The 25315-nt window shown below is 35.8% G+C and carries 25 protein-coding genes; 5 read left to right on the top strand and 20 right to left on the bottom strand.

Translation table 11 applies throughout. The annotated features are described in order from the left end of the window. Window positions 1-76: 76 nt before the first annotated feature. Together FDO66_RS17405 and FDO66_RS17410 are read left to right on the top strand one after the other, a co-directional pair. The gene (locus FDO66_RS17405; RefSeq protein WP_258535771.1) at window positions 77-586 is read left to right on the top strand and encodes a sigma-70 family RNA polymerase sigma factor; all 510 of its coding nucleotides are present in this window, start codon (window positions 77-79) and stop codon (window positions 584-586) included. Further along, on the top strand, window positions 579-1889 hold the full coding sequence (locus tag FDO66_RS17410) for a DUF4179 domain-containing protein (RefSeq protein WP_141433933.1): 1311 nt from the start codon (window positions 579-581) through the stop codon (window positions 1887-1889). Before FDO66_RS17405 ends, FDO66_RS17410 begins: the two co-directional genes overlap by 8 nt. 243 nt (window positions 1890-2132) lie before the next feature. Here the strand turns inward: FDO66_RS17410 and FDO66_RS17415 are convergent, their stop codons facing one another. The 11 genes from FDO66_RS17415 to tnpB all read right to left on the bottom strand — a co-directional run bounded on the left by FDO66_RS17415 (window position 2133) and on the right by tnpB (window position 9757). Then, the gene (locus FDO66_RS17415) at window positions 2133-2486 is read right to left on the bottom strand and encodes a VOC family protein (protein ID WP_141433934.1); all 354 of its coding nucleotides are present in this window, start codon (window positions 2484-2486) and stop codon (window positions 2133-2135) included. A gap of 88 nt (window positions 2487-2574) precedes the next feature. After that, window positions 2575-3030 carry a GNAT family N-acetyltransferase gene (locus tag FDO66_RS17420; RefSeq protein ID WP_141433935.1) on the bottom strand — a complete coding sequence of 152 codons (456 nt, stop codon included), beginning with the start codon at window positions 3028-3030 and terminating at the stop codon, window positions 2575-2577. Window positions 3031-3091: 61 nt separating this feature from the next. Then, a complete protein-coding gene (locus FDO66_RS17425; protein ID WP_141433936.1) occupies window positions 3092-3604 on the bottom strand; it encodes an LURP-one-related family protein in 513 nt (170 codons plus the stop codon). Window positions 3605-3840: 236 nt separating this feature from the next. Next, a complete protein-coding gene (locus FDO66_RS17430; protein WP_141433937.1) occupies window positions 3841-4269 on the bottom strand; it encodes a YhfM domain-containing protein in 429 nt (142 codons plus the stop codon). Window positions 4270-4484: 215 nt separating this feature from the next. Next, window positions 4485-4994 carry an SRPBCC domain-containing protein gene (locus FDO66_RS17435; protein WP_141433938.1) on the bottom strand — a complete coding sequence of 170 codons (510 nt, stop codon included), beginning with the start codon at window positions 4992-4994 and terminating at the stop codon, window positions 4485-4487. Between the two features lie 18 nt (window positions 4995-5012). Continuing rightward, entirely contained in the window at window positions 5013-5342 is a 330-nt protein-coding gene (locus FDO66_RS17440) for an ArsR/SmtB family transcription factor (RefSeq protein ID WP_141433959.1), read from the bottom strand. Between the two features lie 255 nt (window positions 5343-5597). Continuing rightward, a complete protein-coding gene (locus tag FDO66_RS17445) occupies window positions 5598-6305 on the bottom strand; it encodes a YjjG family noncanonical pyrimidine nucleotidase (RefSeq protein WP_141433939.1) in 708 nt (235 codons plus the stop codon). Beyond that, window positions 6302-6835 (bottom strand): DMT family transporter, encoded by a 534-nt coding sequence (locus FDO66_RS17450; RefSeq protein WP_141433940.1) that lies wholly within the window; start codon window positions 6833-6835, stop codon window positions 6302-6304. Before FDO66_RS17450 ends, FDO66_RS17445 begins: the two co-directional genes overlap by 4 nt. A 59-nt stretch (window positions 6836-6894) precedes the next feature. Then, window positions 6895-7593: a Crp/Fnr family transcriptional regulator gene (locus FDO66_RS17455; RefSeq protein ID WP_141433941.1), complete on the bottom strand. Its 699-nt coding sequence runs from the start codon at window positions 7591-7593 to the stop codon at window positions 6895-6897. A gap of 37 nt (window positions 7594-7630) precedes the next feature. Further along, a complete protein-coding gene (locus FDO66_RS17460) occupies window positions 7631-8056 on the bottom strand; it encodes a DMT family transporter (protein ID WP_141433942.1) in 426 nt (141 codons plus the stop codon). A 507-nt stretch (window positions 8057-8563) separates the two neighbouring features. Continuing rightward, window positions 8564-9757 (bottom strand): IS200/IS605 family element RNA-guided endonuclease TnpB, encoded by a 1194-nt coding sequence (tnpB, locus tag FDO66_RS17465; RefSeq protein WP_220095182.1) that lies wholly within the window; start codon window positions 9755-9757, stop codon window positions 8564-8566. Between the two features lie 235 nt (window positions 9758-9992). Here tnpB and FDO66_RS17470 point away from each other — a divergent pair, with 235 nt between their 5' ends. After that, complete coding sequence (locus FDO66_RS17470; RefSeq protein WP_141433943.1) at window positions 9993-10364, top strand: MerR family transcriptional regulator; 372 nt, start codon at window positions 9993-9995, stop codon at window positions 10362-10364. A gap of 163 nt (window positions 10365-10527) precedes the next feature. Continuing rightward, entirely contained in the window at window positions 10528-11829 is a 1302-nt protein-coding gene (locus FDO66_RS17475) for an MFS transporter (protein WP_181444626.1), read from the top strand. 196 nt (window positions 11830-12025) lie between these two features. Here FDO66_RS17475 and FDO66_RS17480 read toward each other — a convergent pair whose 3' ends face one another. The 3 genes from FDO66_RS17480 to FDO66_RS17490 all read right to left on the bottom strand — a co-directional run bounded on the left by FDO66_RS17480 (window position 12026) and on the right by FDO66_RS17490 (window position 17337). After that, complete coding sequence (locus FDO66_RS17480; RefSeq protein ID WP_141433945.1) at window positions 12026-15217, bottom strand: DEAD/DEAH box helicase; 3192 nt, start codon at window positions 15215-15217, stop codon at window positions 12026-12028. Between the two features lie 350 nt (window positions 15218-15567). Then, the gene (locus tag FDO66_RS17485) at window positions 15568-16545 is read right to left on the bottom strand and encodes an aldo/keto reductase (protein ID WP_141433946.1); all 978 of its coding nucleotides are present in this window, start codon (window positions 16543-16545) and stop codon (window positions 15568-15570) included. Between the two features lie 3 nt (window positions 16546-16548). Further along, a complete protein-coding gene (locus FDO66_RS17490) occupies window positions 16549-17337 on the bottom strand; it encodes an SDR family NAD(P)-dependent oxidoreductase (protein ID WP_141433947.1) in 789 nt (262 codons plus the stop codon). A gap of 118 nt (window positions 17338-17455) precedes the next feature. Here FDO66_RS17490 and FDO66_RS17495 point away from each other — a divergent pair, with 118 nt between their 5' ends. Further along, complete coding sequence (locus FDO66_RS17495; protein WP_141433948.1) at window positions 17456-17929, top strand: MarR family winged helix-turn-helix transcriptional regulator; 474 nt, start codon at window positions 17456-17458, stop codon at window positions 17927-17929. Window positions 17930-18345: 416 nt separating this feature from the next. On the opposite strand, the gene FDO66_RS17500 is transcribed toward FDO66_RS17495, so the two are convergent. From FDO66_RS17500 to FDO66_RS17525, 6 genes are all read right to left on the bottom strand, one after another. Further along, window positions 18346-19101: an SDR family NAD(P)-dependent oxidoreductase gene (locus tag FDO66_RS17500; protein ID WP_141433949.1), complete on the bottom strand. Its 756-nt coding sequence runs from the start codon at window positions 19099-19101 to the stop codon at window positions 18346-18348. 129 nt (window positions 19102-19230) lie between these two features. Continuing rightward, window positions 19231-20025, bottom strand: coding sequence for an SDR family NAD(P)-dependent oxidoreductase (locus FDO66_RS17505; RefSeq protein WP_141433950.1), 795 nt, complete (start codon window positions 20023-20025; stop codon window positions 19231-19233). Between the two features lie 652 nt (window positions 20026-20677). Further along, window positions 20678-21877: a Bcr/CflA family multidrug efflux MFS transporter gene (locus FDO66_RS17510; RefSeq protein ID WP_141433960.1), complete on the bottom strand. Its 1200-nt coding sequence runs from the start codon at window positions 21875-21877 to the stop codon at window positions 20678-20680. Between the two features lie 210 nt (window positions 21878-22087). Next, window positions 22088-23119, bottom strand: a complete 1032-nt coding sequence (locus FDO66_RS17515) for an NADH:flavin oxidoreductase/NADH oxidase (RefSeq protein ID WP_141433951.1) — start codon at window positions 23117-23119, stop codon at window positions 22088-22090. A gap of 285 nt (window positions 23120-23404) precedes the next feature. Beyond that, window positions 23405-23839 carry a MarR family winged helix-turn-helix transcriptional regulator gene (locus FDO66_RS17520; protein WP_141433952.1) on the bottom strand — a complete coding sequence of 145 codons (435 nt, stop codon included), beginning with the start codon at window positions 23837-23839 and terminating at the stop codon, window positions 23405-23407. A gap of 518 nt (window positions 23840-24357) precedes the next feature. Further along, a complete protein-coding gene (locus tag FDO66_RS17525; protein WP_141433953.1) occupies window positions 24358-25227 on the bottom strand; it encodes a pentapeptide repeat-containing protein in 870 nt (289 codons plus the stop codon). Window positions 25228-25315 lie beyond the last annotated feature (88 nt).

Here is a 25315-nt window from a genome sequence, read left to right on the forward strand (position 1 = left end):
TATTTTTTTAAGACTTTTTATTGTCTTATTATGTCTAACGTATAGAAAGAAAAAAGGGGGAGTCTCCTTGGAAATAATGAAACTACTAAAAAAAGCAAAAAAAGGAGATGATGAGGCATTTTACGAATTGATGCAAGTTCATAAAGTTCAATTACTAAGGATAGCGATGTCTTACCTGCGAAATGAAGAGGATGCATTAGAAGCGTTACAGGAAGTAACGTTTAGAGCTTATTGCTCTATAAAAAAAGTGAAGCATGCTGAATATTTTGCTACATGGATTATCCGAATCATGCTTAATTACTGCTACGATCAAAGTCGAAAAAAAAAGAGGATTGCAAACCCAAGTTTAATAGAAAATAAAGCAGAAATGATGGATTACAGCCAAACGTTAGAAATTGAAGAAGCCTTGCTTAAAATAGATCCGAAAAGTCGCGAGGTTATCATCCTAAAGTATTATCATGATCTTAAGATAAAAGATATTGCAGAAATTTTAGAAAGCCCAGAAAGCACCATTAAAACATGGCTCTATAAAGGATTGAAAGCACTTCAAGATCAATTAGGAGAAAGAGGTGAGATGAATGTTTGATAAAGAAAAGAGGGAATTAGAAAAATCAAGATATATATATAATTTTCTTTCCATTTCAGAAGAAAAGGCTGATCTAGCAATTCTTGAAGGCATAAAACGTGTAAAAAGTAGGAAGAAGAAAAAACATCTCCCGATTAAGATGCTTCTCACTGCAAGCATCCTCATTATTACCTTTATTTCTTCGGTTAATGTTTCCGATACGGTGGCGGATTATGTTTCAAATATACCTGGAATAGATAAGATTATCGGGTTGGTCCGCTATGATAAAGGATTATTGGCAGCAGTTGAAAATAATTATATTCAAAAAATTGATGCTACAGATGAACACGACGGAATAAAGGTAACTTTAGATTCAATCATCCATGATGAAAAGAATTTAATCTTTTTTTATAAATATCAAGCTGATAATGAAGAACTAAAGATCTCTCCCGAAAACATAAAGTTGTTGAATAATAAAGGAGAGCCCTTTCCTGATGAGGTTCTAGGTCAATTAAAAACAGGGAATAAGGATTCACTACTAGAAATAAGATACCGTTTAACAGATAGAGAACCTTTGCCTAAAGATCTTATCCTTTCTTTTCAATTTAGCAAAAATTGGGATCATCAAGAAGGGGTTTGGAACATCCCCTTTACACTAGATGAAGAAAAATTTGCGGCAAAGAAAGTTCTTGAACTAAATAAAACCGTTGAGATTGAAGGACAAGAGATTACATTTAAAAAGGTAACATTATATCCTTCCCTTACAGCAGTTGATGTGTTATATAATCTACAAAACAGCAAACAAATTTTTGGAATTAATGATCTTCAACTAGAAGATGAAAAGGGTCAAATTTGGAAATCAAATCATTTAGAACCCATTAAGGTTAACAAAAATGAAGAAACGATTTATTTAGAGAGCAACTACTTCACCAATCCTAAAGAATTACACTTACGTTTTAACTCTATCCGTGCACTTGATAAAGATGAAATATGGGTTACGATTGACCCTATAAATCAAAAAATACTTAAAGCACCAAAAGATGGGAAATTATCTAAGGTAGAAACTAGATCCGATGAACTTTACATTCAATTGGAAGCCAAACCATATTATTTTAACAAACAACTTTTTATGTATGCAGAAGATATGCAAGGCAACATTATTGGTAAAAATAAACCATTTGGAGCAGGTTGGTCACCAGGTGACGACCATATCACTTATAAGGTCCCATATTCATCCGAAGAAGCAGGCACTGGACCTGTCAAACTCGAATTAATAGACTATCCTACAACCATACAAAAAGAAGTAAAACTAAAAATAAAATAGAAGCTTTTATATACTTTTTTCATGAGAACATAAGGCTGACTTCAAAACCGACTTTTTGGAGCCAGCTTTTTAAATATTTTACAAATATGTGTTCTTTGCGATCATTCAGTTTCCTATAAATATAAATTATCGAATAAAATAATTTTATCTGTCCTCATAACAACACTCCCCTAAACCTTTAATCACCACAATATATACAATTGGCTATTAACAATTCCGGCCTCGTTAAAATATAAGATGTTTTTAGCACTTACATATCATGAGATGATTACCATCAGGGTCTTTAAAATTAAAATACTGATTATGTTCAATTTCAGTTAGTAATTCAACATCCTTATTCTTCATATACTCATATGCCTCTACAATATTTTCTGTATTAAAATGAAACATAGGGGTTCTAAAAATCTTTTCCTTTGAGAAAATCTTACTATCTAAAACAATTCCCGTACCTTTCATAAGTAAAACATACAAATGGCCAAATTGGATTTCTCTATCTACTGGCAAATTTAATAAGTCACAATACCAATCACGCGCGTTTTCGATGTTACTAACTGGTATAAAGACAGCTCCAATTTGATTTAATATCGGACAATTCATAAAAACGCCTCCAAGTTTTTACTAATTCTCTTGTATAGGCTTCGCTTTTGTATGAAAATATCCTTCCATAATTCCCCTACTACTATACTTATATTTTTGTTGCCATAATCATTGACTGTGGATAAAATCCCAATTTCTGATAAAATGACACTGCCTCATTCCCATACACGACTGTCAATTCAATTTCATTTATATTATTTTCCTTAAACCAATCCATGGCACTATTCATTAATCTGTTGCCTAATCCAATTCTTCGGTACTTTTCATCCACAAAAAGAACTTCTATCTTCCCGCTTACTCTTTTACTATAGGCGATACAAAACCCTATTATATTGTTCGTTTGTACGTCAATTAATAATTCAATTCTGTATTCTCCTGTTTTTGCTTTTTTTCTATACTCTTCTATACGTTCTTCAAAGGTTACTCTTGGATAGCTGCCAGAAAAATAGGTTGATTTACGATTATGGTATTCATGTAGTTTATTTAATGGGTCTCTTAATAATTCTATTTCATCAAGAGTTATCAGATTTGTAATAATTTCCACTCTTACACCTCACCAATCTACTTTTCTGCAATAAAACTACATGCTATTTCATTATCATTAATTATGTTGCCGCCGATGCAGAACTATTTCTTCTTCTTTTTTCTATTGCATTGACGCCCATTACAACCGCTATTAGCTCTTCTGATGAAGGATCGTCTTCATTATGAACTAATTGGTAAGCCGGTGATGAAAAGAAACCACTGATTCTATCAAATTTTGCAACTACCTCTGTCTCATTTTTATAGATCATATATTGCTTTGAAAAAGCTTCAGATTTTATCTGAAATACTTCACGATCATATGCATGATATTCATACTTCTTAGAGAAAAAAGAAAATTTGCCTTTTAAAATCCCAATTTCTGTTCCTTGATTATTGTAGATTTTCCAACCAAGTCCAAAGAATGGAAACTTGCCGCTGACTTTTACATTTCCTTCTAGATCAATAACCTCAATTCCAGAGGTAAGAATACCACTCAGATCAAGCTCTCCTACTTTTTCCTTTGAGTCGTTAAAGATCTCTGTCCTTCCAGCAGAAAAAAAGTTATCAGAAAAATATAATGTTTCCTGTGCCACAGAAACCCCTTCTTTCGATTTAGCTTATTAGGCTCTATAAATAATAAAACATATTAAATCCTTTTTTATCCAATAATTATTATATACGTATTAATCGTCTATTAGTTTTCAAAATTCAATAAAAATTTTGATTAGTAGTGAAAGAAAAAGCCTGTTTTTGAAAAAAAGAGATCAAAAACAGGCTGGTACATATATTTATTACGTTGAATAACTACTTAGATAGGCTTTATTAATCTTTATTCTTCTGACAAAATTAACTCTCTTAGTTGATTTGTAAACTTGGACGAAGTTAGGTATGTTTCTCCCTCTCCTACCATGTACATTAGGATGCTTGATTCATTTTCATTTCCCAACCATAGGTGAATGGCATGTTTGGGAAATTTATCTCCATATCCAACGATCAAATCAAAGTCAGGGTCGACTACGTTCATAGCTGATTCCTGTTTGGTTGCGGTTCTGATCGCTCCCTCAAAGATTTTAATGGATTGTTTATCATCGAAGGATAACATGATATCTTGATTTATGTCGCCAACCCCATTGGATTTAGATACTTCCACCTTTTTTACCTTTTCATCCAACAGAACCATCGTTTCTCCTTGGTTCAATTGACAACCTGAAATAACTACTATACCTAAAAGTATTAGCAATAAATATAAAACTTTCAATATACCTACTCTCCCATAAACTATGTAAAATATATCATGTTTACTCATTTAACCATTCGTAGAATGTTAAATGCAGCTTGATCAATTTCTTCTGAGAAAATACTTAAGAAACTACGGCAGCTTGGAACATGAACTTAAGGTTCCAAGCTGCCTCTACTATGATTAAGCAAATCTTTTTATATCCTCTACTCTGGACGGATTCGTATATGAAAAAGTTATTGAATCGATTGTAGATGCTCAGCAAGGCGATCCCAAGTTTCAGTAATTCCTTGCTCCATCCCCATTTCCATAACGGTTTTGAGTGCTTCAGCAGAAGGGAATTTAGAACGGCTGATGAGCTTCGTCTTTCCTTCGTACTCTACAAAAGTCATTGTGATCTCAGATGGCGGCATCCCCTCCGCTTCATTTCCTTCAGCATCAGAGAAATAGTCGATATAAACGACCTTTTCATTCTCTACTATTTCCTGGTAGACGCCTTTACCCCAAGATTCGAAACCGTAGAAATCCCCTTGTTTCTCGTCAATGCACTTCATGCAGTAATGCCAAATGCCGCCCGGACGAAAATCGACGTTGCAAACCGTTAAGATCCAGCCGCGAGGGCCCCACCACTCCTTCAAATGCTCAGCCTCTGAAAACGCTTTGAATACAAGCTCGCGCGGTGCATTAAAAACACGCTCTAAAATAAGTTCCGGACCGTCTGTCTTTATACTCATTTTATTTGTCATTCAAATCTCCTCCAAAATTCAATTTTGTTTGTTTTCGTTGGATTGAAGCTTTTGCAGGTAATTCTCCAAATTATCGAATCGTTCGTTCCAAATACTTCGGTAAGCTTCAAGCCATTCATCCAGTTCTTGGAATGGCTCTGATCGGAGCTTGTAGTTACGGCGATTGGCGACAGCCTGTACGTCAACCAGCCCGGCCTCCAATAGGACATGGAGATGCTTCGAGGCTTGAGGCTGACGGAGTTGAAGGCGATTAGCGATATCCCCTACATTTAATGGACCTTCGATTAAGAGCTCTACAATACGTAAGCGGTTTGGTTCGGCAAGTGCGCTAAATGTTGTTACATTCATCATTCAGATGTTCCTTTAATGAATCATTTCTTACATTTAGTATGGTGCCGGATTTCCCCACAATTTCAGTCACATCAATCACCCCTTTTCGTCTGTTTGTTACCATACTAATACTTATAATATACCTTTTTATGAATATTCTCGTCAAGGAATATTAAAAATAGTAATACTATTTTTTTCAAGTACAAAAGCAATCTCTTTAAAAATGAAAATTCTAAAAGATGGCTTTTTTCAATATTTCACCATTTATTACCACTACCTAACAGATGCCGATTCTACGTTTAATATTCGATTCAGTTCTTTAAGCTTTTTGATTTGATAGGTTGAAATAATTCCAGTGTCATTGGGTTTCATTTTAGGGTTGAACCAGCATGTATCTAGGCCAGCTCGCTGCCCGCCTTTGATATCTGCGTTTAAGGAGTCACCAATGATTAATCCTTTTTCTACAGAAAAATAAGGAATTCGTGCAAAAACATAATCAAAATATTCCTTCATTGGCTTTTGAAAACCAGTATCCTCTGAAACAAAAATATCCTTAAATAGCGGATATAAACCCGAATTACGCAAGCGTTTATCTTGAGTCTTAGAAACTCCGTTCGTAACAATATATAAATCATATTGATTTTGCAGGTCTGTTATCAGTTCCAAGGCCCCATGAACAAGCTGGTGCCCCTCTTCTAAATAGCTTCGATAATTCTTTTCTAGTAAAACTCCATCAATCACTTGACCGAACTCCTTGAATAAAATGGAAAAACGAGTATTCACAACCTCATCACGATCGATTTTTCCTTCCTCAAAGGATCTCCAGAGACCTTGATTTATTTTTTTATAATAAGCTTCGATTTCAGCGGTTAAGGGAATTTTTTGATCTTCAAAAAGCAAGCGCAGTGCCATGTTTTCTGCTGCACCAAAATCCAATAAAGTATCATCTACATCGAAAAATAACGTTTGATATTTTTTCAAAAAAGATCTCCGCCTTTTCTGCTTTTGTTATCCAGTATGATTGCATCATGGCAAAAACCATCTTTAATCATCTTAGACACCCTTTGTTTCTCAGGTCTTCCGCCCAATTTAAATACAATAATGCCTCCACTTATGATCAGTACACCTATCAGCTGCTTGAAAGTAAAAGGGACCTTATCCAGACCTAACCAGCCCAGTGAATCCCACAATAAAGCAAACCCGAGCTGTGATGTTAGAACGAAAGAAATGGCATAAGTAGGACCAAGCAGCTTTATCCCCTGAACCAGACAGATGACCACTCCTACCCCGAGTAAACCGCTGAACCAGTACCATGGCTTCATATTTTGTAAGATAAATAGTTGATTCCCTTCAAATATTAGACCGATCGTTAGTGAAGCTAAGAACCCCATTCCTAATACTACTGTAGTTGTTGCCCAGGATCCCGAGCGCTCATTCACCTTACTGTTGAAAATATTTTGCAAACTAAGAAGCGAACCCGCGATAAGAGCCAATAATAGTCCTAGAATCATATCTTTAACTCTCCCATTTTGAATCATTATGTTATAGCCTACTACATAAATAAATAAGTCTATTCGTAAATATTATTACCTGCCAGCGCTCTTAACCCTTCCCAATCCTTTACTAGAATGAACCCTTTTTTACGCTCAACCAGACCTTCTATACAGAATTGTTGGATGACCCGATTCAGATGTCTATAGCTGGTTCCAATTAAATTCGCTGCATCCATTAAATTCGCTGTGCTTAGCTGCCCTTTAAGTGGAGAATTCGATTCATCAAAGGAAACAGACATTAAATAGCTTGCTAATCGCACATCTACTGGGTACATCAAATTAAAGCTCAAAGAATTCGATTTAACGTAAAACTTTTGTGTAATGATTTCTAGTAAAAATTGAAGCATAGGGGCATAATCTCTTCCGTATTTTTTCAGCCAACGATGATGAACACCAATCATACAGACAGGTGATACTGCTTCAACCGTATTGATAATATCAATATCCCTTACATATTCAATATCCCCGATTACCTCCAGTGGTTTCTTAAAGGAGAGAATCAATGTTTTGCCTTCTGCCGAGGTCGTATAAATCTTCACCTTCCCCTTCACAAGTACGTACAGATAATGCGAAGGCTCTCCTTGAGAACAGATAAGTTCCCCTTGATCAAAGCTATATAGTGACAAATGCGGTATTAATTGTTCATTTAATATGGATTCTATTTGAAAAAAATGCAAATAAGATGTTAGTTGCTCCTGATCATTGATTTCTTTCATTACCCATTGTCACCCTCCAGCCGAATTTTCTCCATCATTATAACCTAAGTATCACTACACCCAAGATCATCATACCGATCCCGATGAACTGTGGCAGTCTCATCTTCTGCTTCTCCACGCCAAACCAGCCATTACTATCTATTATAAAGGTCAAACTCAGCTGAGCAATTAGTAGAGCAGCTATCGAAAGGGTAACACCAATTTTGTGAACAGCCGTGACGTTACTGAAAATAATGACTGCCCCTAAAGCACCGCCAATTAAATAGATCGGTTTCACTTGCTTAATCCTTTTCCACTTTCTATCTCGAACGAGCATCAGGATAAGTAACGCCATAATGAATCCAGTTAACTGGGTAATCGTCGCCGCTTGCCAAGTACCTATATCTTGACTAATCCGAGCATTCGCTACTCCCTGTAGGGTAATAAATGCCCCGCCTAAAAAAGCAAATAAACTCCCTCTCATTTTTTTATCTCCTTAATTATGGATTTCATTATTATTAAACGATATAGCTAATTATGTTGGAAAGGACATATGTCCTCGATTTGTAAAAGATTGGTTTCCTTATCCACGAGATCAACGATTACTACATTTACAATGGATAGATTTGTGTAATAACAAGTTATTTACTTTTAAAACCGCAAACAAGCTTAACACCGTCCACATTTGCAGACGGTGTTGTTCCATTCTTAATCCATATAGACCAATAAGATATATTAAAAATAAAGAAAATACATGGATGGGTTTTAGTTTTTAATGATAATTTTATAGATTAAGGTTATTCTGTATAACATTTTGACTGCTCCCACAGCTGAAGCAGTGGGATTCTTTATCCCCAAGCTCGTTAGATAGAGTTTTTTGCACACATTCTATCTGCTGTGAGTTTTCCTATGTCCTACAAACCTTCGGTTATCTAGTCTCTAGCGATTCTCATTAGGCTATCCCCGTGTGCCCCACGGTTAGAAATGATATTTATGCTACTTGAGGTTGGTTCATTTCAGAAAGTATTCTCAACCCTTCGGCCAAAATATTTTTAGCTGCATTATGGTCCCGGTGTATTTCTTTACAATTAGGACACTCCCATTCTCGCAAAGCTAAATTTTTAACAGATTTATTTTTATAACCACAATTGTGACAAATTTGAGAAGATGCATAATTAGATCCAATAACCACAAGTGTTTTGTTGTACCAATCACATTTAGAAGTGAGCATTCTTCTAAATTTTGACCACGAAACATCTGAAATAGCTTTTGCTAAATTTCCATTTTTTAATAGATTTTTCACCTTAATATCTTCAATGCAAATGACTTGGTTTTCGTTCACCAGCATTGTCGTTATTTTTTGTAAAAAATCTTCTCTAGTGTTGGCTATTTTTTCGTGTACTTTTGCTACTTTTATTTTTTGTTTATACCAGTTTCGACTTCCGATCACTCTTCTTGAAAGAACTTTTTGTTCTTTTTTCATTTTTTCTTCAAGTTGATAAAAATGTTTAGGATTATGGATCACAGAGCCATCTGAAAGGGTGGCAAATTCTTTTAATCCAACATCTATCCCTGTTTGAAACATACTTATTTGAGAAGGCTCTTTTTTTACTTCAGCTAAAACAGAGACAAAATACTTTCCTGCTGGTGTTCTTCGAACAGTGGCGTTAATAATTCTACCTTTTATTTCTTTTGATTTAGCAAAACGGACCTTCCCTACCTTTGGTAGAATGATAGAGTTTTCATCTACAATACGAATGCTTCCTACTCCATTGTTATAATTGCATTTAGAAGTGTAGGACTGAATTTCATTGTTCTTTGATTTAAATTTTGGTTTTCCTTTTTCTTTTTTATAATAAGATTGATAGGCATCTCCTAAATTTTGAATAGAGTTTTGAATGGCCGTCGAATCTACTTCTTTTAACCACAAAGTGGTTTTCTTAAACTCAGTGCTATCTTTCAGCGAAGCATTAGTACTAAATCTTGTACCTTTCCATTCATTGGAAAGAAGTTGTCCATTTTGGACCATTTCTTCTGTGATCCACCACAAGAGATCTTTTTCTTTTTGTTTAGCTAATGCCAAATTAAATGAAAACCGACAACAACCTATCGTTTTATTCATTTGAGTCGCTTGTTCAGTTGTAGGATATAGGCGAAATTTAAACCCTTTATAATAAGTCTCCAATGGATAATCCCCTTACGAACATTTGTTTCTATTATTATATAATTTTGAAAATAAAAAATACAAGAGGAATACTCTTATCTACCTGTATATTTTCAGATACTTGAAGCACCATAAACCTTCGGTCTTTATGGTACTCCGTATCTGATCTCACTTTCACCCCACCCCTAAAGGGGGTGCTAATGCACCGCAGTGGCTTTCCCGTTCGAAAAATCTGTAAATGTGGTATAATGATGCCATGGAAAAATTATTAACCATTCAAGATATATCCTCAATCACTGGACTTAGCACATATACTCTCCGCTATTACGAACGTATAGGATTATTAGGTAGAGTTGATAGAGATGAAAATGGATACCGTAGATATACAGAGACTGACATATCATGTATTGATTTTTTGATTAAACTGAGAAAAACAAAAATGCCTATCAGTGATATGCAAGAATTTGCTGAATTAAGGCGTAAAGGTAATTCTTCTGTGAAGGAAAGACGCGCATTATTAGAAACACATCAAGAAAATGTTATCAAACAAATAAAAGAACTAGAAGATAATCTACTAAAAATTAACCAAAAAATAGATTATTATAAGAAACTGGAGGAACAAAGCTGAATAGTTTTACAAATTAGTTTGTTAAGACCTAATATTAATAGGTCTTTTTTTTATTATCTAAATTTCTCCCCTTTCCTTATAGTGCACTCTAATCGATATACTCTTACTGTAAACATTATCCTCAGGACTAGAAACGGAAGTCATAAAGACATAAAAAGCTTAATTGAATAATGAGGTTATTAAACCAGTGAGAGAAGTGAATAAGTTGGAAGTCTGGAAAAAGAATATGTATATTTTAAGCATTACACAATTTTTAGTGATGTCTGCATTTAGTTTAATTATACCTTTTATCCCAATCTACCTTAAAAATGATTTAGGAGTTCATAATCAAACGGACATTCAGCTTTGGACGGGGATGATTTTTGGTGCTACTTTTTTATCTGCTTTTCTATTTCAACCAATATGGGGGAAAATTGCAGATAAAACAAGTAGAAAAACGATTCTTATACGTTCTGCCCTTGGCATGTCACTTGCAACGGCCTTAATGACTTTTAGTTCTTCAGCTTGGCATTTATTAGTTCTACGATTTATTTTAGGGATATTTGGTGGATTTATTCCTGCTTCTTCTCCATTTATTACGATGAATACTCCTAAAGAAAAAATCGGTTATGCGCTGGGCGGTGCTCAGTCTGGCGCATATGCCGGCAATATTTTAGGACCTTTAATAGGGGGAATCTTGGGAGAATGGATAGGATTTTATAAGATTCTTTACGTATCAAGCTCAATGCTACTTATTGCAGGTTTTCTTATCTTCTTCTTTTTAACAGAGCTAAATAAACCGGAGCTAACTAACTTAAAACATGCCACGACTGAAAAAAAACAATTAAACTTTCTTTTAGAATTACAAGAAATCATTAAAAAGCCCCTAATTGGACCTTTATTTATAGCCGGATTTCTGATTCAATTTTCAACGATGAGCACTTCTCCATTTTTAGCCTCGTATGTGGAAAGCATGTGGGATAAAGGAGTTTTATTGTCAACCATGGTTGGTTTATCTGTTTCGATCTCAGGGTTCTCAATTATGATTTTTTCTCCCATTTTAGGAAAGAAAGCGGATCAAGTTGGACCGGAGATGATCCTGTTAATCTGCTTGTTCGGGAATTTTATTTGTTATGTTTTTCAAGCATTATTTTCCTCTATATGGCTCTTTCTTTTCGCTCGATTTTTGATGGGGATATTTATAGGCGGCCTACTCCCTTCCGTAATCAGTTTAATACGAATCCATGCACCTCAAAACATGGAAAGCTTAACATTCGGTTATTATCATAGTGCTCTTTTCTTAGGAAACCTCATTGGTCCTATATTAGGAGGCTATTTAAGTGGCATTATTCACATTAAAGGAGTTATTTTTTTGGCTGGGCTGCTTTTTTTAATGAATAGCCTTACTTTAAAGTTTTACTTGTTTAGGCAAGAAACATATGCTTCTTTGTTTATGAAAATGAAAAAAAGTGAAGGTAAACTATAATATTACTTATATAGCAAGAGTGTAGTGTAATAGTTTCCTTTTCTTCCTCCATTAATATCATCGACTGGCCATTATTTTCAATACAAATAAAGTGGTTTACTCTTGATAGCACTAAAGCCGCATTTTCCTGTTTGAGAAATGCGGCAATTTTAAAAAATAGTTATTTTTATTTTTTTCAGAAATCACCTAATTATTTTCAGATCATGAATATTTCTCTAAGATCTTCTTCGTTAAGAGTAGACAAGACTTTCACCTCAGAATCGATGATTTCTTCCGTAAGATGTCTCTTTTTCTCTTGCAATTCATTTATTTTTTCTTCGATTGTTCCTCGGGCAACAAGCTTGATGACCTGTACAACATTTTTCTGACCAATACGATGGGCACGATCAGCTGCTTGTTCCTCGACTGCAGGATTCCACCAAGTATCATATAAAATAACGGTATCCGCACTCATCAGGTTGAGGCCTGTACCTCCTGCTTTCAAGGAAATAAGAAATAAATCACGTTCTCCAACATTAAATCGATTGCAAATTTCCACTCGTTCTTCAGATGGGGTTTGTCCGTCCAAGTAAAGGAAAGAAAGTCCTTTCGTTGTTAACTCTCTACCTATGAGCTCAAGCATTTTCGTAAACTGTGAAAAAATTAATACCCTTCTTCCAGATAGCTTTGCTTCTTCAACAATCTTCAAGAGCTGTTCTAATTTCGCTGATTTTCCTTTATATCCATCTACAAAAAGACCTGGGTGGCAGCAAATCTGCCGGAGGCGAGTCAAACCTGCCAAAATTTTGATGCGATTTTTCCGAATGGTATCCTTATCTAGATGCTTTAGCGTATCATGACGCAGTTTCGCTAAATATGCTGCATACAGCTTCTTTTGTTCCGGAAGCAGCTCCACGGATTCTCTCGACTCTACTTTTCCAGGAAGCTCTGAAAGGACATCCTCCTTCAACCTGCGAAGTAAAAATGGCCGGATTCTTCGAGCAATATTTTCCCTTGAAAGCTTACTATATTCTTTTAATCCACGGAAAAGCTCTGGAAAGACAACGTGAAAGATCGACCACAGCTCCTCGATAGAATTCTCTACAGGTGTACCAGTAAGAGCGAAGCAATGAACGGACTGTAGCTTCTTTGCCGCCCGTGCTGTTTGGGTTATAGGATTTTTAAATGCATGGGCCTCATCAAAAAACACGGTATGAAATGATTGTTTCTCAAACCAGCTGATGTCCTGGCGTAATAACGGGTAAGAGGTGATGACCACATCGATATCTGTTAATTCTTTCCTTAACTTGGATCGCTCTTCTTTATTCCCATCGATGACAGCCGCTTGCAGGCTGGGTGCAAACTTACTAATTTCACTAAGCCAGTTATAGGTTAAGGATGAGGGACAAACAATAAGGACCTGCTGTTTATTTTTACGGATATCAGGAAGCACGGAAACGATAAACGCGATGCTTTGGATCGTTTTTCCAAGTCCCATATCATCTGCTAGAATCCCTCCGAAGCCATAGTGGGCAAGTGTTTTCATCCATTTATACCCTAACTTTTGATAATCTTTGAGGATTGGCTCTAAGCTCTTTGGCTCTGCGAACTCCAAACTGCCAGGATGACGGAGGTGATCAAGAAACTGATGAAAGGATTCCTCAAGCTTGAAGGCATCGCTAACCTGGACAGAATCTAAAAGCTGAAGACACTGTTCGAAGGGTAAATCCAACCCACTTGCCAAATCTTTATTCTGCATATGAGGTGCATGAAGAAAACGATGAATTTCTTCAAATTCGCTTGTTTGAAGCGAGAGAAGCGATCCATTAAGCAAACGATAATACTTCCGTTTTTCCTCTAAAGCTAATAAAACCTCGCGTATTTCTTTTTCAGGAATGCCTTCCATTTCAAATTTGAATTCAAGCCAATTGGTCCGCTCTTTTTTGACCTTCACCCTCACCTGTGGACGAGCATTTCCTCTGAAAATCCGGTTTCTTACCGCCGTTGTTGCATAAATTTGGACCAGCTTTTGGAGCTTTGGAACGACATGGACCAGAAACTCATACTCTAGCTCTTCATTATGTAAAAAATATCCTCCATCCGTCTTGGCAAATGCGCTTTCCTCCATCAGCTGCAGTATGTCATCTTCCTTATCTACATCCCTAATCAACATGGATTCTGCTGAGAGTTCTCTACTTTCTAATGGATTAATGATCATATTTTCGTAGTGAAACTCTAACCCAGCAAGCAGTCGATTTTTGACACGATCCAAATAGAGCTTAGCCATTAACGGTGTCTTCATAAACTGCTTGGTTAAAGCTTTGGATATTTTTACGTCTCCTAGTTTCCTTAAACCTAAAGCCACTTTTTCCATAAAAAAACCGATTTGCCCTTGAGGAATTGGAATTTGATTCGTTCCTGAAGCATCTAGCATCTGTTTTAGGTCCGAAAGACGTTTACAGTCCTGAATTTCCAATTGTTTTAATTTCCCTTCATATAGAACAGACCGATAGGATTCTAGCACAACCATTCTATTCAAGCCTTTAACCTTCAGTTGATAGTTTTTGCCCTCCAATTCTGTAAAGTCAAACTGTAATGGCAGTGATTCATCCGTTATGTGCAGTTCCTCAAAGGTTTGTCCCTCGTATTCGACCTTCACTTGTGGTGCTTTTTGTAGTAAAGGCTGTAGTCGCTCCCAAGAAGTGGAAGTTATGAGCAGTATGTGATGGTGATCCTTGTCAGGCAATGCATCACCATACACCTTTTCATCACGAATCACTTCAATGAGCTGCTGAATCACCCCATCTGTTTCTTTTTGAAAGCAATGAAGTCCTGGATGGTAAGTGAATGTACTAGAAAGTATGTATGGGTTCCCTTTTCTCACTTGTTCCAGAAAAATGCGGATATTTTGCACTTTGGTCAGCCCAATCTTCATTTCTATTCCGAATATGTACCGTCCTTTTCCTATGGTGACGGGTTTACATGTAAACTCTGTAACAAGCACTTGCCTATTTTCAAAGTGAAGTTGATGACCGCTTGATCGTCCGAGCTGATCATTAAAAAGGGTCAAAAAGCCTTCTGTCAGTTCCTGTTTTGTTGAATTTGTAACAATAGGGATTGTTTCTTGAAGTTGATGTTTGTAAATCGACAATAAAACGGCCGCAACATGCTGACAATCCCTTTCAAAAGAAACTAGCTTAGGACAGCTGCATTTCGTTCGAATGTCACCATTAACATCCTTTTCAATAGTGACATGGAAATCTTCCGTTCCCGCTACTGTTGCTTTACAACGATCAGGACTATAATGATCAAACGTTACTTTATTGCTACGGTAAAAAGAATCTCCTCTTTTGAAGGAGACAGTACCACACATTTCTTTAATAATTTTTAGATTTAATTTTATGTTCAAATACCTTGCTCCTTCCTTGAGGATATTTTGGTTTAAAATCACGACTGAAGTCACGAGTGTGCGGGCATTAATCATCAATATATTATCATTATCTTGTATTTTCTAAATAATAACATCGTTAAATTATAAAAAGAATGGTATATTTCAGTAACCATATTCCTATGATAGTTCAATGGTACAAATTTTTAATCGCCCTTTGAAAAAGGGGGCTTCTTGGCTTAAATGATAAAAAAACCTGTTTTTGAAAAAAGAATGATTAAAAACAGGCTCTATACATATTTAAGGCGATTTATTTTCAAAAATTTAATCATTTTCGGTTAAATTTTATCCCTTATAAAAACATCCTCTTTTTAATTACCTAATTCTCCCATGAGCTGTTCAGGATATCTCAATCCATTAATAGCTGAAAAATCAAATAATGTATCTAATTCAGACATTTGTTCAGCATTTAAAACAACATCCACTGCTTTCATATTATCGATCAAGTTAGTTCTCTTTTTTGTCCCAGGTATAGGGACAATATTTTCACCTTTGCTTAATACCCAAGCTAAAGCTAATTGGGCAGTAGTAAAATTCATATCATCTGCTATTTCTGTAAGCTTGTTTACTAGTTTTCTATTGTTCAATAAATTTTCATTTTGAAATCTTGGGAAAAATTTTCGCATATCATTTTCTACAAACTGAAAATGAGTGGTTAAAAATCCCCTGCCAAGTGGACTATATGGAACAAAACCAATACCAAGTTCTTTTAATTTAGGTAAAATAGTTTTCTCTACATCCCTGCTCCAAAGAGAATATTCAGATTGTATGGCTGTAATCGGATGAACGTTATGTGCCTTCTCAATAATATCGAGTGATGCTTCACACATGCCGATATATCTGACTTTCCCCTCGGAAACCAAATCGGACATCGCTCCAACTGTTTCTTCTATGGGCACGGTTTTATCTATACGATGAATATAATATAGATCTAGACATTCTAAGTTTAATCGTTTTAAACTGTTTTCAATTGATGTCCTTATATAGTTAGGGTTTCCATTTATGTACCTCTTAGCAATATCGTCTCCATTAACGATTCCAAATTTAGAAGCAACAATTGCTTTGGTCGTCCCCTTATACAAAGATAATGCTTCCCCAATTAACTTTTCATTATGTCCATTTCCATACACGTCTGCTGTATCCAAAAAATTGATTCCATTGTCCAATGCATAGTGAATCGTCTTTATGGCTTCTTTTTCATCAATTTTTCCGTATGATTGACTCATTCCCATACAACCTAATCCTATTTCAGAAACTTCAAGATTAGAGCCTAATCGTCTTTTTCTCATTTTTTATTGCCCCCTCGCATCTATTCGTTTAACCATAATATTTGATACCAAGTTAACCATCTTCGTTCTAGATAATAATTTCGGCAATAGGACAGATGAAAAGATGTTTTGCTTCCCATCTATCACACTTATTTTTTTCTTTTTAAGCCCTTCGAACGCTGTTTGAACGACATCATAAGGTGTTCGTTTATTTCCAAAAGAAACCCCGCCATTATTGAAAAAATTAGTATCCGTTGCGCCTGGACAAACAGCAATAATATCAAATCCATACTGACGATATTCCTTGTTTAATGCTTCGGTAAATGATAATACAAAAGCCTTCGTCGCAGCATAAATAGACATATATGGGATAGGATGAAAAGCCGCAGTTGAAGCAATATTTATGATCGTTCCTTCATTTTTATTTTTTGATAATTTGTCTTTAATAAACTGATAGCACATATCCATTACTGTGACAGAATTAAGCATGATTTGTTCATGTTGATGTTTAAAATCGATGTTTGTTAATCTTCCATTTGTAGCATAACCTGCATTATTAACTAAAATATCTATTTCTATCTTTTCTTGTTCGAGATAACTGAAAATGTCGTTCACAGAAAACTCTTTTGATAAATCTAATACAATAATATGCACATGAATATGATATTTTGTTGTTAACAAATCAGATAACTTTAATAGTTTTTCTCTAGATCTAGCTACTAGTACTAGGTTATATCCTTTACTCGCATATTGTTTTGCAAATTCTTCCCCAATCCCAGAAGATGCTCCTGTTACCAAGACGGTTTTCTTCATTGACTCTCCTCCTCAAATATATGTTAAGGCATATATGTTTAGACATATAATATACAAAGAAAAATTATATGTCAAGGCATATAATATGTTATACTTCTCCCATAAGGAGTGAAAAGTTTTGAGAGCAATAGATAAATTACGATACTTAATTCAATGTGTTCAAAGAGAAGGGAATAACCGATTTTCTACTCTGCTAATAGAAAATGGACTAGATATTACACCTAGTCAAAGTGAGGTTATTACGGTTTTAGCCGAATTTGGGCCTATGTCCATTGCGGAACTCGGGGATTTATTATTATGCAACGCTCAACATCCAAGCCGTCTTGTCGCAAGATTGCTAGATAAAAAATTTATCGATAAAGAAATTTCTCAGGATGACAATCGAAAAGTAATTATTTCGTTAACCCCTGAAGGAAAAGAATTAACGACTCAAATTCGGCGAATTGAACAAATATTCAACAATGAAATTCAAGAAAAAATGAGCGCTTTAGAAAACTTTACCGTTAACGACCTGAATTTATTGCTTTCGGAGCATATAAAAGAAACCGTTAGCGAAAAAAAAATAGCTAGACGATTCGAAGATAATAATTAAACCTCGAAAAAACCACCTTCGATTTTACTTATAAGTTATAAAGATAAAAAAGAGCTTGTTTTGAATGAATTCTCTATCAAAACAAGCTCTTTTGGTAATTATTTTATTTATTTTTTGTCTAAAGCAGACCAATATGTTGGCCGAGAAAGTAAGCTCGGTAATTTTTATATGGATAAGAGAGAAAAATACTCTTAGTGAGATTTATACCTATAGGTCAGTATCCGATACCTTTATGTTCCAACGCTTGAAACAAAGGTTGTCTCATTAAAATGAATTTCTATACGGCTGGCGTCGCTTTGTCCAAAAGAGGGCATTAAAAAAGTTGGATCCAACTCTCTGAGGATTAGTTTGCTCACCTAACATAAACCAAATTCATAGATTTATCCTGTTTATGGAACAAATATCTATAAGTATCTTTATAAAAGTTCATTTACAGAATAAATTTTTCCGTTCATTAAATTTTCATTCAAAATCAGGTCAACCAAGGCTGACGCTACTTTGCTAGGCTGACGTAAATCTCCATTTGTTTTGAAGCTTAGAAATTTATTTATTTCAGTAAATGCTTCCTCTTCAGCGCCTCTTATGGTGCCTTGCATATCTGTATCCATAAGTCCAGGATTAAAGGCAATAATCTTATGAGAGCCTTTTATATTTTCCTGTTCAAGTCCTGCAACTTTTGTATGCATATTGATGGCTGCTTTTGTCCCGTTATATACATTCCATCCATGAATAGGTCGCTCAGCTGCGCCAGAAGTTACATTGACAATGACTAACTCAATATCTTCGTTCCTTAATTCTTTTAAAAATGTGTTGTTAATCAGCATGGGTGCAAGAAGATTTAAATGGACAGCTTGTTGAATCGAGTGATTATCTAGAAAACCCAATCTTTCAATGGGTTCGATTATGCTTGCGTTATTAATCACGTATAATTTTTGAGGCTTTTCTGCAAGAATTCGCTGGCATATCCTCTTAATGAGGGATTCAATCTCTTCCACGTTAATAAGATCAGCTGATATGTGTGTATATTGACCTTTACTATTTGTCATAAGGTTTTTCACCATTTCATTGGTGTTCCTAGACAAACCTATAACCTCAATACCATGTTCAGCCAAAACCTCACTTATGCTATATCCAAGCCCTTTAGATACTCCTGTAACAAATGCCAGTTCCATATTTTCCACCTCTCGTTTTCAACAAACCAACAGTGGGAGATTGACGCAGACAAAATGCGACGCCCTGTCGCATTCTCTGCACTAGTATTTCCTGTACGTCGGAAAACTCCCACTGATGGAAGTTTCATTTTATAAAATTGATTGTATGATTCCACCCTCTACGCGTTGAGCAACTCCATTGATAGCAGATGCATTTTCAGAAGCGAGGAACACGATCGTATCGGCAACTTCTTCTACTGTTGCGTATCTCTGGATAAGTGACGTAGGTTGGTCATTTTTAAAGTATTCTTTTATAAAGGTATCTAAATCTTGTCCTTTTTCGTTTGCAAGATCTGTTATGAATTGAGCAAAACCTTCTGTCCATGTAGGACCTGGAAGGACTGAGTTTACGGTTACTCCAGTTCCTTTAGCAATTTCAGCAAGTCCCCGGGAAAGTGTTATTAAAGATGTTTTAGAGACACAGTAAGGAACCAGTTCGGGGTATGGTTTAATACCAGCTTCACTTGCTAGATTAATAATTCTGCCGAAGTTACGCTCCATCATCTCTTTTAAAAATGCCCTTGACAATCGGACAGCACTTAAAACATTTACTTGGTAATAATTTAACCATTCTTCATCTGTTACTTCCAAAAATGGCTTTACTTCAAAAACACCTGTATTATTTACTAAAACATCCAAGTTTCCGATTTTTTTAACTTGTGTTACTAGATGCTCGCAATCTTCCGATTTAGAAACATCAGCTGCAATTCCGTATACTGTGCCCAATGATGATAGTTCTTCAACAACAGCCTTAACTCCTGCTTCAGTACGTCCATTGATAATGACTCTGGCACCTTCTTGTAAAAAACTTTTGGCAGCACCTTTACCTATACCGCTTGTCGAGCCCGTTACTAATACTAATTTTCCACTTAATTTCAAGTCCAATTCTATAACCTCACTTCATCTTGATAGAGTTTTTTATACATTAACAAAAATACTAAATTGATGAAAGTTACCAATATGATGTACTACTCCCCAGGAATCCCCTTAAACTAGCAAATGGATAAATACAGGTGATATATTCTACATCATTCATTTCTAATACAGTTTATAAAGCTCTTCATTTAAAAAGGTTTTTTAATTTCAAGGATCTAAACTAAAGATTAAGCTGTTGATTCCCCAGTCATCATTTTGGATTTTTTTATTACAAATGTTATTCTAATTCCGGATAATTTATAAAACAAATTACTTTTTTATAAATTAACGATAAAAATATTTATATTAAATTTAAAAAATCTACTACCAATCAGTAAAGTGCCAATTTCATGTGCATTTACATCCGCATTATTTCTTGCTCATAGAATGTAGTTAATAAAGTTATTGTCTAGGTGGTCACATAAAGAGGGATATATAACCAAAAATATATCAGCTAAAATAAAAGAACCAAAAGCGGGTAAACGTATTCCAAAGTTTTTAATCTAGCTGTAGTCAATTTTATAGGAATCCACGATTTCAAAAGAAATTAAATAAACCTTAGCCCCTTTAGAGTACAGGGCTAAGGCAGCTGATAAAGTTTGGTTTTCTTGATTATATTCAATCATCTTGAAGTTTGTACAACACTGGAGCCTTTTCTAACTAGTCCATAATAAGAGAGCAGCGCTATAAAGCTAGCTGAAAAAATAATAATACCCATAGGGATGGCTGTATGTTCTCCTGCTATTCCAACAAGTGGAGCAGTTAATGAGCCAAGTATAAAAGGCAATAAGCCTAAAAGTGCAGACGCACTTCCCGCTATATGTCCTTGTGACTCCATGGCTAATGAAAAAGACGTTGTTGTAATCATTCCAATGGAGGACACAATAAAGAAAATGGGGACTACGATTGCCAAGAGTGGCGCATGCAAAAGGATAGCAACTAATAGCACAGCGCCAGATAAGGTAGATAAAAATAAACCTATTTGCAAAAAGGTTTTCTCTGGAATGAAATCTGTATAACGCCCTACCAGTTGACTTCCAATCATTAAAGCAATCCCATTCATTCCAAATAATAGACTAAAAACTTGTGGAGTCACACCATAAATATTCTGATAGACAAATGGAGTTCCAGAAACATATGCGAATATTCCAGCAATAATAAAGCCTTGTGTTAAAGCATAGCCTGCAAATTGGCGATCTTTGAATAAAGAACTAAAATTCTTTAATAACTGGGATAAGTTACTTGGTACACGGTTTTCTTCTGGCAATGTTTCTTCTAGTTTCCATGAAACCATTAAAAATAAGACCAAGCCTATACAAGACAAAAAAATAAAAACCCCAGTCCAATTTGTAAAAGTCAGGATACTTCCTCCTGTTACAGGTGCAATAATAGGACCAAGATTGTTTACCAGCATCAATAAAGCAAAAAACTTGGTCAGTTCCCTCCCACTATACACATCACGAACAATAGCTCGAGATATAACAAGTCCGCCGGCTGCTGAAAAACCTTGTATAAAACGAGCTCCGATAAAGAAATAAATATTCGGTGCAAGTGCACATGCAAGCGAGGCAATTAAATAAAGAATAAGAAAGATAAGTAATGGTTTGCGACGACCCTGAACATCACTCATTGGACCGATAATCAACTGACCTAATCCAAGCCCCAATAGGCAAGCTGTTAGACTAAACTGTACTAAAGAAGCGTTTGTCTTATAATCTTCCACAATAGTTGGAAATGAGGGTAAATACATATCAATTGAAAATGGACCTAAAAGTGCAAGTGATCCAAGCATTAAAGCCAATCGCAAACGTTTATTTTCCATTATTTTATTCAAATATATACTCCTTTCTGATTTTTCTACATTTTTTTCATGAAAAATTCTATCATCATAAGTTTAGGATTATTATTTCTTTTTGACTATTGTGAGCTTCCTATTCATTTTTTCCTCTTCTACAAATTTCAAGAACCAGCGCAGCTTAAGGACACTGGTTCTTGAAATTGCCTTGCTATATTCCGTTCTTATCATTCATTGCTAGTTTCTTGGAAACCCAAATTCATATTGTTTTGGAATTCCCGCCTCTTTATTAAGAATAGCTGCAGCCTCCAATGTCCAATAAGGATTTCTAAGCATCCCTCTGCCTACAGCAACAAGGTCGGCATCTTCATTTCCAATTACAGCATTTGCCAGAACTGGTTCATCCAATCTGCCAACAGCAATCACAGGGATATCAAGAGCTTGCCTTATTTCTCTTGCAAGCGGAACTTGATAAGCAACATGTGTACCAGGTCTTCCTTCAGCAGCAATGGGTCCTTCTCCTCCTGCACTCACATGAAAAATATCTACTCCTTCTTTTTGATATTGTCTAGAAAACTCTACACTTTCATTAATGCCATATCCGCCTTCTACATACTCTTTAGCGGAGATTCGCATGATAAGCGGCATATCTGCAGGCATCTCGCTTTTTGCTGCACGAATGACTTCTTGGCCAAATTTAGTTAAATCTTTTCCATACTCATCTGTTCTCTGATTTGTTAATGGTGATTGGAATTGATGAATTAAATATCCATGTGCACCATGAAGTTCTATTGCATCAACTCCTGCCTTAATGGCTCGCTGTACAGCCAAACGGAATTTCTCTATTATTTCTTTTACTTCTTCATTAGAAAGTGCTCTTGGTGTTTTTGATTTATTATCAAATGGAATAGCAGATGGCGCAACAGGAACATCAGCATCTTCTGCTTTACGCCCAGCATGAGCAATTTGAATAGCCACTTTTGCTCCATATTGATGACAAGCTTCGATCATTCGTGCCAGTGCAGGAATTTGATCATCTGACCATAATCCTAAATCGTAATCTGTAATGCGACCATCAGGATCGACATCAGTCATTTCAATAATAATTAAACCCGTTCCACCAACTGCACGGCTTACATAGTGCATGAAATGCCAATCTGTAGCAATTCCATCTTTGTTTACCACTGAATATTGGCACATCGGCGGCATAACGACGCGATTTTTTAATTCTAAACCTTTTAACCTGTATGGGGTAAATAAATGATTCATAATTAAGACTCCTTTTTTCTTTTTAGCGAGACAATCCTCTACGGCGGCATGCAGATGACTACCCTTCTGCATTAGAAGGGAAACTGTTTTCTGAAATTAAATGTATGCGCGTGCATTTAAATTAACATGGACTAAAACATTCCGTCAAGTTTAAACGCTTATGAATAAAGAGAAGGCTTATCTTTTTAAGAACATTTGTTTATCCTTTATCTGGGATGGCATAAAAAATCCTATCAAAAGAAGAGAGTAGAGGAATTTACTGAATAAATTAGATATAAGGCACAATCAACTTTTTATTTGCTGAATCAAGTCTTTTAGCCCATCCTGAATATCTTTTTTAGTAAAGATATTTGCAAGAGTTTCATTAAAAGTAACGAATGCTTTCCCTAGCTTTTCTTCTCCCTCTTTCGTTATTGAAGTGAAGATCGCTCTTCGATCTTCCAAGCAAATATGTCTTTTTAATGCCCCGCATCCCTTTGCTTCAAATCTACTTACCAGCCTTGACATGGCACTTTGGCTTAAACCTACCATGTTCTGTAGTTGCTGCAATTTTAATTTTTTTTCAGGAGCTTCAGATAAAAATAAGAGCACGTAGAACTCTTTTAAAGATAATTGATGATGCAGCTGAAGGGTGCTTTCTAAATCATTTTGAATATTCATTTGAACATTCGTTAAAGATAGCCAACTAGTTATCAGTTTTTTATTTTGATTTGGTTCCATTTGTCTCCACCATTCTACGTTCTTGTTAATATATTTCCAAATTTAATCTGCTTATTATGATTTATATAGAATTTTTCATGAAAATTAATACTAATAATTCCAAGTTTTAATAGTCAAACTCGGGTCTGTTTCTTATTGGTAAAAAGGAATTTTTTTCAAGTGGTTTATCCGCAGAAAGATTTACACTACATCTGCCATACTACGTATCACAGAATTTTCTTTCTAAGATATATGACGCCTTTATGGAGATTTTATCAGTCTGCGATCCTTATATCAATTAAGATGTTATTCGATCAGGATTTTAACACTTCATACTTTTAATAAAAATGCATTTATTGACTTCTTGAATGGAATAGTTAGGAACAGAAAAAGGAACCTTTGATAATATCCCACAAATGTTTGAGCAGATGCTGGAAAATCATAATGAAAGAAAAGAATAAAAAAGAGCATGCTTTTATTAATCCATAATCAACACATGCTCTTAGATTGGCATTCTTTTAAGTTATTTCATTTTTTACTCAAATCATCCAATTTGTTGGGCGTGAAAGCAAGTGAGGTAACTTTGTGTGTGCATCGCCCTTCGCCGAGTTAATCTGAACTTGAGTCAGAAAGATACTCTCGGTGAGATCTGCTCCTCTAAGGTCGGCGTCTCGTAAATCAGCTCCGATAAAGTCAACTGCTCTTAAATCGGCGTTTCGGAGGTCAGCAGCAATAAGGTATGCCCCTCTTAAGTTAGCTCCTCTTAGATCTGCACCTTTAAGCTTTGCACCTATAAGATCGGCTCCTCGACGATCGATTCTCTTGCTTTTTTTGGAACTCTTTTGCTGTCGACGCGACTCCGTCCACACTAGTTCGCTTGTCTTTAATAGTAGAGTGTTAACATCAGCTCGGTGCGATGGCACATCTAGTTCCACAAGTGAATTGGGACTAAGTTGAGTAAGTCGTTCCGTCTCGTCGAGTGCGGAGCTAAGCTCTCTGTGGATCGGACGAGTCGCTTTCAACGAGAGAGCTTCTGTCAGATACCAGAGCATCTCATGCAGCTGTTGCATAATTGGGAACACTTTGAACATCTTCTTTGCCGTTTCTTGATCTTCATGCCAGTCGACTCCTCCGAAAGTAACTTGGGAAACCTTTTGCCCTGCGCCGAAGCATTCAAAAACGGTACACCCTTTAAACCCCTGCTGTCTAAGGTTTTTATGAATGCTGCAACGAAAATTCGATTGCAGATTTGGGCAAGGCTTGCCACCAGCTTTTTCGATTGCAAAATCTACCGAAGCTGCGAAGGGCAGTGCAACACAGCATAAGCCGAAGCAGTTCTCGCAGTCAGCACGCAGATTGTTACGACTAATATCGCGTTTTGGATTTGGATCATCATGGTACTCAGACAACACCTGCACCTCCTCACATCCATCTTGTCTTTCACATCTTGTCTATGCTCGATCGTTCCTTTGAACACTGGTTTATTTTTCGTTGTAC

Source organism: Bacillus sp. 03113 (assembly GCF_006546985.1).
Taxonomy (GTDB): domain Bacteria; phylum Bacillota; class Bacilli; order Bacillales; family Cytobacillaceae; genus VATK01.

Bases quoted from the DNA above. Each gene is read 5' to 3' on its own strand.
- FDO66_RS17405 (WP_258535771.1), top strand. From the start codon at position 77: ATGAAACTACTAAAAAAAGCAAAAAAAGGAGATGATGAGGCATTTTAC.
- FDO66_RS17410 (WP_141433933.1), top strand. From the start codon at position 579: ATGTTTGATAAAGAAAAGAGGGAATTAGAAAAATCAAGATATATATAT.
- FDO66_RS17415 (WP_141433934.1), bottom strand. From the start codon at position 2,486: ATGAATTGTCCGATATTAAATCAAATTGGAGCTGTCTTTATACCAGTT.
- FDO66_RS17435 (WP_141433938.1), bottom strand. From the start codon at position 4,994: ATGACAAATAAAATGAGTATAAAGACAGACGGTCCGGAACTTATTTTA.
- FDO66_RS17440 (WP_141433959.1), bottom strand. From the start codon at position 5,342: ATGAATGTAACAACATTTAGCGCACTTGCCGAACCAAACCGCTTACGT.
- FDO66_RS17450 (WP_141433940.1), bottom strand. From the start codon at position 6,835: ATGATTCTAGGACTATTATTGGCTCTTATCGCGGGTTCGCTTCTTAGT.
- FDO66_RS17455 (WP_141433941.1), bottom strand. From the start codon at position 7,593: ATGAAAGAAATCAATGATCAGGAGCAACTAACATCTTATTTGCATTTT.
- FDO66_RS17460 (WP_141433942.1), bottom strand. From the start codon at position 8,056: ATGAGAGGGAGTTTATTTGCTTTTTTAGGCGGGGCATTTATTACCCTA.
- FDO66_RS17470 (WP_141433943.1), top strand. From the start codon at position 9,993: ATGGAAAAATTATTAACCATTCAAGATATATCCTCAATCACTGGACTT.
- FDO66_RS17485 (WP_141433946.1), bottom strand. From the start codon at position 16,545: ATGAGAAAAAGACGATTAGGCTCTAATCTTGAAGTTTCTGAAATAGGA.
- FDO66_RS17490 (WP_141433947.1), bottom strand. From the start codon at position 17,337: ATGAAGAAAACCGTCTTGGTAACAGGAGCATCTTCTGGGATTGGGGAA.
- FDO66_RS17500 (WP_141433949.1), bottom strand. From the start codon at position 19,101: ATGGAACTGGCATTTGTTACAGGAGTATCTAAAGGGCTTGGATATAGC.
- FDO66_RS17510 (WP_141433960.1), bottom strand. From the start codon at position 21,877: ATGGAAAATAAACGTTTGCGATTGGCTTTAATGCTTGGATCACTTGCA.
- FDO66_RS17515 (WP_141433951.1), bottom strand. From the start codon at position 23,119: ATGAATCATTTATTTACCCCATACAGGTTAAAAGGTTTAGAATTAAAA.
- FDO66_RS17520 (WP_141433952.1), bottom strand. From the start codon at position 23,839: ATGGAACCAAATCAAAATAAAAAACTGATAACTAGTTGGCTATCTTTA.